Origin of the sequence: Gluconobacter kanchanaburiensis NBRC 103587, assembly GCF_007988905.1 — a bacterium.
Lineage (GTDB): Bacteria > Pseudomonadota > Alphaproteobacteria > Acetobacterales > Acetobacteraceae > Gluconobacter > Gluconobacter kanchanaburiensis.
Window position 1 is genome coordinate 336616 of record NZ_BJVA01000001.1, and the last position, 13266, is coordinate 349881.

9 protein-coding genes are annotated in these 13266 nt (G+C 59.2%); 6 read left to right on the plus strand and 3 right to left on the minus strand.

Annotated features, from left to right (window positions below):
- Nucleotides 1–92 precede the first annotated feature (92 nt).
- Nucleotides 93–3026, minus strand: coding sequence for an ATP-dependent DNA helicase (locus tag GKA01_RS01555; RefSeq protein WP_146858503.1), 2934 nt, complete (start codon nt 3024–3026; stop codon nt 93–95).
- A gap of 210 nt (nt 3027–3236) precedes the next feature.
- On the opposite strand from GKA01_RS01555, the gene GKA01_RS01560 reads away from it, so the two are divergent.
- From GKA01_RS01560 to GKA01_RS01570, 3 genes are read left to right on the plus strand one after another with little or no spacing between them, the layout of a single operon-like run.
- On the plus strand, nt 3237–4868 hold the full coding sequence (locus tag GKA01_RS01560; RefSeq protein WP_146858505.1) for a lysine--tRNA ligase: 1632 nt from the start codon (nt 3237–3239) through the stop codon (nt 4866–4868).
- A 3-nt stretch (nt 4869–4871) separates the two neighbouring features.
- On the plus strand, nt 4872–7049 hold the full coding sequence (locus tag GKA01_RS01565; RefSeq protein ID WP_228119704.1) for a lysylphosphatidylglycerol synthase domain-containing protein: 2178 nt from the start codon (nt 4872–4874) through the stop codon (nt 7047–7049).
- Nucleotides 7046–7747: a MarC family protein gene (locus GKA01_RS01570; protein ID WP_146858509.1), complete on the plus strand. Its 702-nt coding sequence runs from the start codon at nt 7046–7048 to the stop codon at nt 7745–7747. The genes GKA01_RS01565 and GKA01_RS01570 overlap by 4 nt, the downstream gene beginning before the upstream one ends.
- Here GKA01_RS01570 and GKA01_RS01575 read toward each other — a convergent pair whose 3' ends face one another.
- Complete coding sequence (locus GKA01_RS01575) at nt 7748–8401, minus strand: uracil-DNA glycosylase family protein (RefSeq protein ID WP_146858511.1); 654 nt, start codon at nt 8399–8401, stop codon at nt 7748–7750.
- Entirely contained in the window at nt 8398–8961 is a 564-nt protein-coding gene (thpR, locus tag GKA01_RS01580; protein ID WP_146858513.1) for an RNA 2',3'-cyclic phosphodiesterase, read from the minus strand. The genes GKA01_RS01575 and thpR overlap by 4 nt, the downstream gene beginning before the upstream one ends.
- Before the next feature lie 150 nt (nt 8962–9111).
- On the opposite strand from thpR, the gene GKA01_RS01585 reads away from it, so the two are divergent.
- From GKA01_RS01585 to cyoB, 3 genes are all read left to right on the plus strand, one after another.
- Nucleotides 9112–9882, plus strand: a complete 771-nt coding sequence (locus tag GKA01_RS01585; protein ID WP_146858515.1) for a Bax inhibitor-1/YccA family protein — start codon at nt 9112–9114, stop codon at nt 9880–9882.
- Nucleotides 9883–10330: 448 nt separating this feature from the next.
- Complete coding sequence (cyoA, locus tag GKA01_RS01590) at nt 10331–11269, plus strand: ubiquinol oxidase subunit II (RefSeq protein ID WP_146858517.1); 939 nt, start codon at nt 10331–10333, stop codon at nt 11267–11269.
- Between the two features lie 7 nt (nt 11270–11276).
- A complete protein-coding gene (gene cyoB / locus GKA01_RS01595; protein ID WP_146858519.1) occupies nt 11277–13265 on the plus strand; it encodes a cytochrome o ubiquinol oxidase subunit I in 1989 nt (662 codons plus the stop codon).
- The last annotated feature ends 1 nt before the right edge of the window (nt 13266 follow it).

Here is a 13266-nt window from a genome sequence, read left to right on the forward strand (position 1 = left end):
ACGTACGAGCAGGAACAGGAACTACGCCAGCTTTATGATCGCCTGGCCAGCAGTATGCGAAGTCTGTCGCAGCATTCGGTTCGGCCTTTGGGTCAGCCCTGAAGGAGGTGAGGTCCGTTTTCCTGTTCCTCGGGGCGCAAAAAGCGGGCGATGTCTTCTAGCGCTTCGGCCAATGGCATGCGGCGCACGTCTACCCCGTCTGGAAACGCGGAGAGGAGGCGTGAGGGCATGCGGCGATCCAGCATGACGAAGACACCGCGATCGGTGCCCTGACGGATCAGGCGGCCGAAAGCCTGTCGTAGGCGCATGCGGGTAATGCGGTCGTCGTAATCGCCGGGACGCCCTTCGGAGAGTAAGCGGCGGCGTTCGCGGTGCAGTATGTCGGGGCGGGGCCAGGGTGTCTTTTCGAACACGACCATGCGCAGGGCTTCACCAGGGACGTCCACGCCATCGCGCATGGCGTCCGTGCCCAGCAGGCAGCTATGGGTTTCGGTGCGGAAGACGTCCACGAGGGTGGCGTTGTCCATCGCATCGACATGCTGGGCGTAGAGCGGGAAACCCTGCGTCTCCAGCGGTTCGTGGATACGGCGATGGACTTCGCGCAGACGGCGGATAGCTGTGAAGAGGCCGAGCGCGCCACCTCCTGCTGTTTCAAATAGTGCGCGGAAGGCATGGGCAAGCGACGGGATTTCGCCTGAGACGTCCGTGATGACATAGGCGCGCGTCTGCGTGGCGTAGTTGAACGGACTCATGACTGAAGCGCGGATGGGCGGCTTGAGGAAATGCGTAGCGCCCAGACGCAATTCGGCTGCATGCCAGCTTGCTTCGTTCTGCGTGTCTCCATGGCCGGTCTGGTCGCGCAGGGTGGCGGAGGTCAGGAGCAGGCCGTGAGCAGGTGTCTGGATTGTCGAGACGAAGGGAATGGTCGGGTCCAGCCAGTGCCGGTAGAGGCCGATATCGTGGTCGCCCTGTGTCGCGCGGGTGCGGGGCAGGCGTTCGGTGCGGATGAAGTCCACGAAGGTGGGAGTGATGTCTGGTTCCGGCGGTGTCTGAAGAGCGTCCAGCATGCCGATCCAGCCCGATAGGCGGCTGATAGCGCGGCGGTGCAGGGTCCGGATCATGGCTTCGATGCGTTGGCGGGTCGGGGCGTCCATTTCTGCATCGTCCTCGACCTGTGCGGCAAGGCGATCGGCCAGCATCCTGATGGGATCGCGCAGGCGGGTCAGGGCGCGGCTGAGGGTTTCGGCGGTGCTGCCGACATCCTCATTGACGGGATGTAGATCACATTCCGCAGAAATATAGCCATCGCGACTGTCCTTGGTCTGCCGGGCGCAGAGCTGTTGATCCAGCGCGCGCAGGAAGGCTTCGGACGGGTTTTCTGGTGCGGGCTCCTCTGGGATCAGCAGGGGTGTTTCGCCGGGCAGCGGGATAAGGTCAGGGTTCTGTTCGGGCTCGGCCTGGGGGCGCAGGCGCGTGCTCCAGCCGGGGGCGGGGAGGCTCCGCGCTGCCTGCAGCGCGGCTTGCAGCGGCGTGTCGATCATGGGCAGGCGTTCGACCAGATCATCCAGACGGCGTTGCAGGCCACGGGCGCGGGAGCGGCTGCCTTCCGCTCCGAGAAGCCAGCGGCGGAGTTCGGCGGCTTCGAGGCCGGACAGGGCCGTGGCGAAGGCGCTGTCGGCGGCGTCGGGGATGTGATGACCTTCGTCGAAAACGTAGCGCGTGGGAGTAGTGTCTTCGTCCGGCAGGCCGGGCGGGGCCAGGGCGGCCCAGGCGGCCTGGGAGAGGACGAGGGCGTGGTTCGCGACGACCAGATCGGCCTGACGAGCACGGCGGATGCCGTGTTCGACGAAGCAGGTTTGATAATGCGGGCAGGCCGCGTGGATGCATTCGCCGCGTCGGTCGGCCACGCCAAACAATGTGCCGGAGCCGAAGAGTTCGCCAAACCAGCCGGGGAGATCGCCGCCCATGAGATCGCCGTCACGACTGGCTTCGGCCCAGCGGGCGAGCAGAGCCATCGGAAGGAGCGCGGAGTAACCGTCAGGGCCGCGGGAGCTTGCGACGTTGAGCAGGTCTTCCATGTTCAGCAGGCACAGATAGTTTTCCCGACCTTTGCGGACGACGACTTTGTTCCGCAGGGTCGTTTCGTCCGGGTAGAGGCGGCGGAGTTCCTGCTCGATCTGGCGCTGGAGATGGCGGGTATAGGTGCTGATCCAGACGGCGCCATCATTCTGTTCGGCCCAAAGGCTGGCAGGGGCGATATAGCCGAGTGTCTTGCCCGTACCGGTTCCGGCTTCTGCGAGGACAACATTGGGAGAGCCGATGCTTTCGCGCGGTTCGAACGCGCCAGTGGCAACTGAGGCGAAATCGGCTTGGCCGGGGCGGATTTCAGCTTTTTCTCCAAGGATATCTCGCAGGCGCTGACGGGCGGCGTTTGGGGAGACAGGCTGGCTTCCGGGTGCGGGACGCGGGGCGGTTTCTTCCCAGCGCGGCAGGCGCTTCCAGATGCGGATGGCCTCGTAAGGGTGTGTGCCCGTGGTGTCTCGCGGGGTGCCGAGAATGTCCGTAATTTCGCCGCTCCAGGCCCATCCGGCGCGGGTTAGGGGAACCATAAGGGCGCGCAGGAAGGTGCCTTCGGGCGTTTCGACCTTGTGTCGTAGTTCGTCGAGCAGGGTTTCGCACAGAACGGGGAGGAGATCCGCACCGATGGCTTCGGGTGCTTCGATACCGAGGGCGAGCGCCAGTCCGCGTGGGGTGGGGGCGACGGTTGTGGCAGGGCGGACGAACAGGAACAGGTCTAGCAGGTCGAACCACGGCACGGGTTGGGATAACGGGGAGAGGTCCAGCGCGCGAAGGGCGGCGGGGCCGTGGACCAGAAGGGGCGGGGGGAGTTGGGTGAGGCGCTCGCGTGTTTCTTCTGCCGTGAGGTCCAGCAGTTCGCCATCCGGAGTGAGGAGCGAGGACAGGCCGCGGCGGGCGACGAGGGCCGGAGCGTCGAATGGCGAGAGAAAGGTGGGGGCGCGGGGCATTCTCTCCACTGTAGCGGTTAGGGGAAAATCGGGCGAGGATGTTTTGCGGGTTTTGCGAACGGAACGTGAAAGCTGGCTCTCTTCAAGGGCTTGGGAAGTGCGGAAAAGTCCTTGAAATATTTCGTAACCATATGGATGTGTCTGGCTGAAACCGCAATGTGTCGTATTGCTTGACCGGGAAGAGGTGTCTCCCTACCTTTTCCGGTAATCATGCAGAAAACCAAGACACCTATCGCCTCGTCCCTCTCTCCTGACGCGCCGCTTCCGAAAGCATGGCCGTTCGACGAGGCACGAAAAATCACCGCGCGCATGGACGCGCGCGCATCTGATGCTTTGGAGCAGGCTCCTGCCCTTCTGGAAACGGGCTATGGCCCGTCGGGTCTGCCGCATATCGGTACGTTCGGCGAAGTGGCGCGGACGACCTGGGTGCGCCAGGCCTATGAGGCGCTGACCGGCCGTCCGACGCGTCTGCTTGCGTTCTCCGATGACATGGATGCTCTACGCAAGGTGCCGACCAATGTGCCCGAGCAGGAGATGCTCGCAAAGCATCTGGGTCTGCCGCTGACGCGGGTGCCTGATCCATTTGGCGAATATGACAGCTTTGCCGCGCATAATAATGCGCGCCTTCGCCAGTTCCTCGACAGTTTCGGTTTCGACTACGAATTCGCTTCCGCCACGCAGTATTATACCAACGGCACGTTCGATGCGGCTCTGCGCCGTATGCTCGAAGTCCATGACGAAGTCGTGGCGACCATTATTCCGACGCTTGGTCCGGAGCGCCGGGCGACCTATTCGCCGGTTCTGCCGATCCATCCCGAAACCGGGCAGGTCATGCAGGTGCCGATCATCAAGGTTGATCCGGATGCCGGGACCGTTGTCTGGAAAGACGACGCCGGAAAGACGTTCGAGACGTCCGTTCTGGGTGGTCATGCCAAGATGCAGTGGAAGGCCGACTGGGCCATGCGCTGGTATGCGTTGGGCGTGGATTATGAAATGTCCGGCAAGGATCTGATCGACAGTGTGAAGTTGTCTTCGAAGATCTGCCGTATTCTGGGTAAAGAGCCGCCTGCTGGGCTGACCTATGAGCTGTTTCTTGATGCGCAGGGGCAGAAGATCAGCAAGTCCAAAGGCAATGGCCTGTCGGTTGAGGAATGGCTGCGTTACGGTACGCCGGAGAGTCTGGCGCAGTACATGTTCCAGCAGCCGACACGGGCCAAGCGTCTGTTCTTTGATGTCATTCCGCGTGCGACGGATGATTATCTGACGCTTGTCCAGAAGGCTGAGACGCAGGAAGGACCGGATCTACTGGCCAATCCGGTGTGGTTCATCCATGGCGGAACGATTCGTCCGGAAGACACCAGCCCGGTGTCCTATACAGCGCTCCTGAACCTTGCGAACGTGGCCAATGCCGACAAGCCTGAGACGCTGTGGAAGTTCCTGCGGCGCTATGATCCGACGTTGTCGCCCGAGACGCATCCGTATGTGAACCGGCTCGTGCATTGTGCGCTGACCTATTTCAAGGAGCAGGTGTACCCTAACAAGACCTATCGCGCGCCGACGGAGACCGAGCGCAAAGGGCTTGTGGATCTGGCGGATGAACTGGCGAAGCTCGCTCCGGACACGGCACCGGGCGATGTGCAGGATGTCGTGTTCGAGGTTGGCAAGCGCTATTTCGCCAAGCCGGAACTGCGGTCCTGGTTCGGGTGCTTGTATGAAGTGCTGCTGGGGCAGAGCGAAGGACCGCGTTTCGGGATTTTCGCATCGCTGTTTGGTCTGCCGGAGACGGTCGGCCTGATCCGGGATGCTCTCGCGCGGCCTGATGAAGAGCCTGTGCAGGGCTGAGGCATGGGCATGCCCGTGGATTACAGACCTTTTGACAATATCCCCGAGAACCGGGGGGAGGGGATGCTGGAGGAGGATGGCAAAGCGATGTCATCCGCTTCGTCGGAATTATGTGACTCCGTGACCATTGGCCCGGCCGATGTTGTCTGCACGGAAGGGCCAGAGTCGAAAAACCACTGGCAGGCCCTGCTGTCGCGGGCACCTGCATTGGTTGGGCTTGTTCTGCTGGTTGCGGCGGTGTTCGTCATCTGGCGCGAGCTGCGGCATCTGTCGCTGCATGACATTACAGAAAGTCTGAGTGCCATTCCCGGCACAGCGCTGCTGGCGGGTGGGGCTGCGACGCTGCTGTCCTATTTCATTCTGTCTTTCTATGACCGTCTGGCGTGCCTGCACGTGCGCGCTGATGTGCCCTACCGGCGTTCCGCTTTCGCTGCGTTCTGCTCCTATGTCTTGTCCCATAATTTGGGCTGTGCGGCGATCTCGGGGGCGGCGGTCCGGTTCCGTCTTTATCGGAGCTGGGGCGTGGCTCCGGGTGCAATCGCCCAGATTATTGCGTTCTGTTCCGCGACATACCTGTTGGGAACGATGGCGCTGATCGGCGGTATTCTGCTGATCGAGCCTCACGCCGTACCGATTCTGTCGCACCTCCCCGAATTTCTGCTGCGTTTCGTTGGGCTGGGTCTGTGGGGCGTTCTGCTGGCTTATGTTCTGGTGTCGCGTGTGCGCCGGCATGTCCGGATCTGGAAATATGAGATCGAACTGCCTGGTCCCGGCATTGCGGTAGCGCAGATTGTCGTCAGTTCGGCTGACATGGCGGCGACCGCGCTGATCGCCTATTGCGTGCTTCCACCCCTTCCGCCCGAAGCGCATTTCGGGTTCGGGACGTTTCTTGCGATCTATCTGGCATCCTATACGGCCGGGCTGGTCGCAAGCGTGCCGGGTGGTCTGGGTGTTTTCGATGGCGCTATGCTGCTGGCATTGCAGGCCTATCTGCCGACATCGCAGATCATGGGTGCCATTCTTGTTTTCCGGCTGTTCTATTACATTGTGCCACTTCTTCTCGCTGGGCTGATGTTTGCCGGACATGAGCTCTTTCTGCGTGGAGAGCAGGCCCTCGTATCGGCAGGACAGACGCCCCGCCGCATCCGCCCGAGTCAGGTTATCCGTGAGTCAGAAGCTGATTTTTCGGTTGGCGTGGCAACGAGTGTTCAGGCCGTAGCCGGCATTTTTCTCCTGCTTTATGCTCTGGTCGCCCATCTGCCGACCTTTCAGAGTCCGCTGGGTGCCGCGGTGTCGCAGATTGCCGATCTGCTTTTGACACTCAACGGCGTTGGACTCGTCGCCCTGTCCTGGGGGCTTTCGCAACGTGTGGCGCTCGCCTGGAAGTTTTCAGTCGGGATGCTAGGTTTGGCTGTTTTCCTGCTGATCCTGAGGCATGCGGTATGGGAAGGGCCTGTGGTCATCCTTCTGGTCATGCTGCTGCTGCTGCCGTTCCGGAACTGCTATTACAGGCGGGCACATCTTCTCGTTGCGCCGTTCACCCCGTCGATGCTCGCGCCGCTGTCCCTGTGGGGACTGGGGCTTGTGGGGGTGGGGTGGGTCGCGTTGCAGAGGCATTTGGGGCCGATCTGGTGGCGGTCGATGATCTACGATGCCCATACGGCCGTGGGACGCTGGTTTCTGGGTTTTTCCGCCCTGTGCGGGTTTTATGTCCTGTGGCACGGGATGCGGCGGACGCGAATCCGTTTTGAAGCCTGGACTGCCGAAAATGCCTGTCACTACCACAGTTTGGCCCATGCGTTGCCACAGCTTGGCGCCCGCCGGCCGACCGGCCTTCTGCTGGACGAAGCGGGACGCGCGGCCATTCCTTTCCTGCGGACTGGACAGTTTATCATCGGGCTGGGTGATCCTGCGGGATCGGAACGGAACTGCGTAGCCGCGATCTGGCGACTGCGCGATCTCGCTTTGCAGGAAGGATGCAAGCTCGCTTTCATACAGGTTGGCCAGTCCCTGATGGCAGTCTATAACGATCTCGGACTGACGGTCTGTTCAGACAGGACAACCGGGACGGTCTGCTGTTTTTCCGAGGACTATCGGATGTTGCGGGCTTATCTGAAGGGTGAAGAACGTCTGGCGCGCAGACGTCAGCCGCAGTCGATGTCAGGCGTGATATCCTCGTGAGTATGGCGCCCGGGCTGGGGAATACGCTCAACAGCTGGCTGATTGCCTTTCCGGCACTTTTCTCGATCATAAACCCGCTGGGGGCCTCGCTAATTTTCGCGCAGGCCACCGAGGGGCGTGAGCGACGGGAAGTGGTCGAACTCGCCCGTCAGGTCGCGCTGAATTCGCTGGGCATCATGCTTGTGTCCATCTGGTTCGGAAGCTGGATTCTGGGCTTTTTCGGCATCTCGATGAACGCTCTGCGGATCACGGGCGGTCTGGTTGTGGCGTCGCGGGCATGGCTGATGCTTCTCCAGCCCGAAACATCCGAAGCCCGCAAGGAAAAGCAGGCGCTTCAGGGCGGCCGGACCGTTACAACGCCGGATCTTCGGGAAAAAGCCTTCTTCCCGCTGGCCATGCCGTTTACCGTCGGTCCCGGAAGTATTTCGGTAGCAATCGCCCTGAGTTCATCCACGCCTCCTCACATGCCGACGGCGGACTATTATCTGGGCGTCTCGGCTGCCGCTACGACGATGGCCGTTGTCGTTGCGGTGGCCTATGCCTATGCCGAACGTGTTGTGGCCATGTTGGGGGTTACGGGTGCGCGGATCGTAAGCCGGCTGGCGGCACTCATTCTTCTTGCCATCGGCGTGCAGATTCTCGCCTCCGGAGTAGAAGGTTTTCTCGTAGAGGCTATTCGGCAGGGTAGGGCGCCCTGATCAGGGTTCCGCCATCAGGGTATGCATGCGCTCCCGCAACGCGGGAATGACATCTTCCTGAAACCAGGGCGCTTTTCGTTCCCAGACGCCTGTCCGCCATGATGGATGAGGCAGAGGAAAATATTCCGGAAGATACTGTCGGAAATTCCGAACGCGATCAGTCACGGATCCTCGGCCCAGATGATAATTCTGGGAGTAGCTGCCCACGAGAAGGATCAGTCTGAGGTTCGGCATGAGAGACAAAATTCGCCTGCGCCAGAGTGGCGCGCATTCAGGACGGGGAGGTTTGTCGCCTCCGTTGGGCAGACGTCCAGGATAGCACAGGCCCATCGGCAGAATGGCGACACGGCTGGCGTCATAAAAAACTTCTTCCGGAAGATCGAGCCAGGTCCGAAGCCGGTTCCCGGACGGATCGTAAAACGATTTGCCGGCAATATGAGCCTTTGTTCCCGGAGCCTGACTGGCGATCAAGATGCGGGACATGGGCGAAACCTGAATCAGGGGACGCGCGCCCAGAGGCAGGTGAGGTTCACAGACCCGGCAGGCCCGGACTTCCTGCTCAAGCGCTCCAAGTCTTCTGCCGGTGTCCGCATCGGTCTGCCCGACACCCACCCGGAAAATCTGTCCGGGCGTCTGGTGGAGGGTAGGGGTCATTCTTCCTCTGGGGTCAGGGGTATCTCCGGTTGCCAGGCATATTCCGCGCGGGGAACATAGACATGCTGGCCGAGACTACGGAGGCTCTCAAACAATGTAACGTGATCGACGAACATCGGTTTGCTGCGAAACAGGTTGTGGCTTTGGACCCACTGAATGGCATCTCCCCGTTGTCCGGCGGAAAAATGGCCCAGTGTGACTGCTGGCTGAAAGCGCCGGCGCGCCGGCGCGCAGCCCGCACGACGCAAAATGCGCTCGATCTGTGCCTGAAGCGCATCCAGTTGCGGTGTACGCTCAACCGTAATGAGAAGACTGTCCGCATTGAGGCCCTCGCGGATATCCGCCTGTGCCAAGGACAGTTCGAACGGTTTCCAGGTCAGTCGGGAGAGAGCAAGATCGATTTCCTCCAGTCTGTGCCTTTCCGTGATTTCTCCTATAAAGCGAAGGCCGATGTGATGGTTCTCGGCAGGAACCCATTGCACACCTGGCATGGAACCGCGCATCAGGGCGAGCGTTTCGCGGATGTCGGCGGGGAGGGCGAGTGCGACAAAAAGTCTCAAGAGGCGCGTTTCCCATGAAAAAGAAGTAAAGGAGGTCGGAGTATTCTTGACCCTCCCGGTAAAAACCCCACATTCAGGTAGAGTGTACGGACGGCCCTCCCGGGTTCGTCAAGCGCCCTTTTCAAAGGGCCTCTCATTGGAAAAGGTGTCATGGCTTTCAATTCCAACTTCAGCAGAGCTGGCATTCAGACCGGAGCCGGCAGCCTCGATGCCGGACTGCGCGCCTATATGTGCCGGGTCTTCAACTGGATGGCGCTTGGTCTGGTGGTAACGGGGCTGGTCGCATACGGCGTTGCGCAAACGTCCCTTCGTGCGCTGTTCTTCCATCTGGCCGAAATGCCGAACGGAGCGATCGTACTGCGTCCGACGCTGCTCGGCGGGATCAGCATCTTCGCGCCGCTGGTTTTCGTGATGGTACTGTCTTTCGGCGTCAACCGGCTTTCTCGCCCGGCTGTGCAGGGGTTGTTCCTTCTGTTCAGCGTGGCCATGGGAGCGAGCATGGCAAATCTCTTGCTGAGCTATACCGGGGTTTCGGTGGCGCGGACTTTCTTCGTGACCGCCATAACCTTCGCCGGAATGTCGCTGTGGGGATACACGACCGGAGCCAATCTCGCTCGACTCGGATCGTTCCTCTTCATGGGACTGATTGGCATCGTGCTGGCCTCTGTAGCGAACATTTTTCTGCACAGTTCGCCATTGGCCACGCTTGTTTCAGTAATAGGCGTCGGTCTTTTTACCGTGCTTGCGGCCTATGATACGCAGCGGATCAAGATCACCTATCAGCAGTACATGACATATGCTGGTCCTGAGGAAGTCGCGAAACTCAGTGTTTATGATGCATTGACGATGTATCTCAATTTCGTGAACTTGTTCCAGTTTCTCATTCAGTTCATGGGGGTCCGTTCAGGTAACAACGACTGACAATACTCTCTTTGCGATACTGGGTTCCCGGAAAGGGGTGGCAATTGTTGCCGCCCCTTTTCTGCTTTTGGGACCAAAAAAGTCTTGAATTATTTCCCTGAATTCTATGTTGGATCACATTAAAAATCCGTAATATAACAAATTAATTAAAGTGCGTATTTGTTCAAATGTGGCGAAAAACAGCCATTCTCTTGTCGCGTTAGGGGTTGGAGAGTGCTCACGAAATCCGTGATAAGCCTTGTCTTTAAGGCGATTCAGGCGGAAAAAACCTGAGGAACCGGGACAGCAGTGTCCCATGCTGAATGAATTTCAGGATCGGATCTTTAATCCGGTTCCTGACGTCAGGATACGAACGAGAAAGGTAGCAGACTATGGCAGCGTTCGGCGGCACTGATGCGGACCTTATCGTGTCAAACCGTTTCCCGGCGACCACTGCAAGCCGGAACGGATGATGAAAGCAGGACCGATGAAAAAACTCTGGCGATATCTCCCAGCGTTGCCGGCGCTGATGCTATCGGGTTGTACGGTTGATCTGCTTCAGCCGCGCGGCCCGGTCGCAGAATTGAATCGCGATGTCATGGTGGCGGAATTCGTCATCATGATGCTGATCGTGGTTCCTACCTGCGCCGCGACGCTTTATTTTGCGTGGAAGTATCGTGCTTCCAACAAAGAGGCCGAATACCTCCCGACTTGGGATCATTCGACCGTAATTGAATATGTCATCTGGGGCGTCCCCGCCATTCTGATCGCCGTTCTCGGCGCCATCAGCTGGTGGAGCACGCATGCCTATGACCCGTACCGCCCCCTTCAGACGGCTGACAACGTCAAGCCCCTGAATGTTCAGGTGGTCTCACTCGACTGGAAGTGGATGTTCATCTATCCGGACCTTGGGATCGCAACGATCAACCAGCTAGATGTCCCGACGAACACGCCGCTGAACTTCCAGATCACCTCTGATACCGTCATGACGTCGTTCTTCATCCCCCGTCTGGGCTCGATGATCTACGCCATGCCGGGTCAGCAGACGCAGCTGCACCTGCTTGCTAATGAGTCCGGGGACTACCTGGGCGAGGCTTCGCAGTTCAGCGGTCGTGGTTTCTCGGACATGAAGTTCCGTACGCTTGCCATGGATCCGGCTCAGTTCAATGACTGGGTTGAGAAAGTGAAGAGCGGAAGCGAAAATCTCGACGACACCACATACCCGAAATATGCTGCACCGCAGGAAGCTGCCCCGGTTCAGTATTTCGCGCATGTCCAGCCGGATCTCTTCGATGGCATCGTTGCCAAGTATAACAATGGCATGATGGTGGATAAGACGACGGGTAAGGTCATGCACATGCAGTCTGCTTCCAATGCTGCACCGTCCGACACTGGCATGAAGGAATAACCGACAGATGCTCGGAAAACTCTCCTTTTCAGCCATACCGTTGGATGTGCCGATTCTTGTCGGTACATTCCTTGGTGTTGCTGTTATCGGTCTCGCCGTACTGGGTGCTGTCACCTACTATGGTAAATGGGGCTATCTCTGGCGTGAATGGCTGACGACTGTCGACCACAAGCGTCTCGCGGTAATGTACGTCATTCTGGCGATCGTCATGCTGTTCCGCGGTTTCGCGGACGCCATCATGATGCGCACCCAGCTCGCGCTGGCTTACAAGGGTAATCCCGGTTACCTGCCGCCGCATCACTATGACCAGATCTTCTCCGCTCACGGCACCATCATGATTTTCTTCATGGCGATGGCGTTTATGACGGGTCTGTTGAACCTGGTTGTTCCCCTTCAGATCGGTGCGCGCGACGTTGCGTTCCCGTTCCTGAACTCGCTCAGCTTCTATATGACGCTGGTCGGCGCCCTGCTGATCAATATCTCGCTGTTCATCGGTGAGTTCGCTCAGTGCGGCTGGCTGGTTTACCCGCCTCTGTCCGAGATGCAGTTCAGCCCGGGTGTCGGCGTCGACTACTATATCTGGGCCGTTCAGATCTCCGGTGTCGGTACGCTGCTGACGGGCGTGAACTTCTTCACGACCATCGTCAAGATGCGTGCGCCTGGCATGGGCTGGATGCAGATGCCGGTTTTCACCTGGACTGCGTTCTGCACGACCGTTCTGATCATGGTGTCCTTCCCAGTTCTGACGGTGACGCTGGCTCTGCTCAGCCTTGACCGTTACCTCGGCATGCACTTCTTCACGAACGATGCCGGCGGCAACGTCATGCTTTACCTCAGCATGATCTGGACCTGGGGCCATCCGGAAGTTTACATCCTTGTTATTCCGGCATTCGGTGTTTTCTCCGAGGTTACGGCAACGTTCTCTCAGAAGCCGCTCTTCGGCTATAAGACGATGGTGTACGCCACGTGCTCCATCATGGTGCTCTCCTTCGTCGTGTGGGTGCATCACTTCTTCACCATGGGTGCTGGTGCCAACGTCAATACCTTCTTCGGTATCATGACGATGATCATCGCCGTCCCGACGGGTGTGAAGATCTACAACTGGCTGTTCACGATGTATAAGGGCCGCGTGGAATTCACGGCTCCGATGTACTGGACGATCGGTTTCATGATCACCTTCTCCATCGGTGGTATGACTGGTGTCATGATGGCCATGCCGGCCGCCGACTGGATCCTGCATAACTCCCTGTTCCTGATTGCCCACTTCCACAACGTCATCATTGGCGGTGTGTACTTCGGCTACATTGCAGGCATGGGTTTCTGGTTCCCGAAGGCTTTTGGCTTCAAACTGAACGAAGCCTGGGGCAAGCGCGCGTTTTGGTGCTGGTTCATCGGCTTCTATCTGGCCTTCGTTCCGCTCTATATCCTCGGTCTCGAGGGCATGACGCGTCGTATGAACCACTACGACAATCCTGACTGGTATCCGTGGATGCTGGTTGCTGAAGCCGGTGCGATCGTTATTGCTTGCGGTATCGCCTGCCAGCTGACGCAGCTTTATGTGTCTATCCGCGATCGTAACCTGCCCGAGAACCTTGATCTGACAGGTGATCCGTGGAACGGCCGTACGCTGGAGTGGGCCATTTCTTCTCCGCCGCCGGCTTATAACTTCGCGGTCATTCCCGACATTCACGGTCTCGACACGTTCCACACCGAGAAGCAGCTGGGTCTGAAGGCTCACGGCAAGCCGCTGGCACCGATCCACATGCCGAAGAACACCTCCGCTGGTGTCTTTATCGGTCTGTTCGCGTTCCTGTTCGGCTTCGCTTCGATCTGGTACATCTGGTGGCTTGCCGCCATTTCCCTGATCGGTATCGTTGCAACCATGATCCTGCGCAGCGCCAATCGTGACGTCGACTATTACGTTCCGGTGAGCGAAATCGAGCACAACGAGGAAGTTTATTCCCGTCGTATCGCCGCTGCACAGGCAGCAGAGTAAG

Bases quoted from the DNA above. Each gene is read 5' to 3' on its own strand.
- GKA01_RS01555 (WP_146858503.1), bottom strand. From the start codon at position 3,026: ATGCCCCGCGCCCCCACCTTTCTCTCGCCATTCGACGCTCCGGCCCTC.
- GKA01_RS01560 (WP_146858505.1), top strand. From the start codon at position 3,237: ATGCAGAAAACCAAGACACCTATCGCCTCGTCCCTCTCTCCTGACGCG.
- GKA01_RS01565 (WP_228119704.1), top strand. From the start codon at position 4,872: ATGGGCATGCCCGTGGATTACAGACCTTTTGACAATATCCCCGAGAAC.
- GKA01_RS01575 (WP_146858511.1), bottom strand. From the start codon at position 8,401: ATGACCCCTACCCTCCACCAGACGCCCGGACAGATTTTCCGGGTGGGT.
- GKA01_RS01585 (WP_146858515.1), top strand. From the start codon at position 9,112: ATGGCTTTCAATTCCAACTTCAGCAGAGCTGGCATTCAGACCGGAGCC.
- cyoA (WP_146858517.1), top strand. From the start codon at position 10,331: ATGATGAAAGCAGGACCGATGAAAAAACTCTGGCGATATCTCCCAGCG.
- cyoB (WP_146858519.1), top strand. From the start codon at position 11,277: ATGCTCGGAAAACTCTCCTTTTCAGCCATACCGTTGGATGTGCCGATT.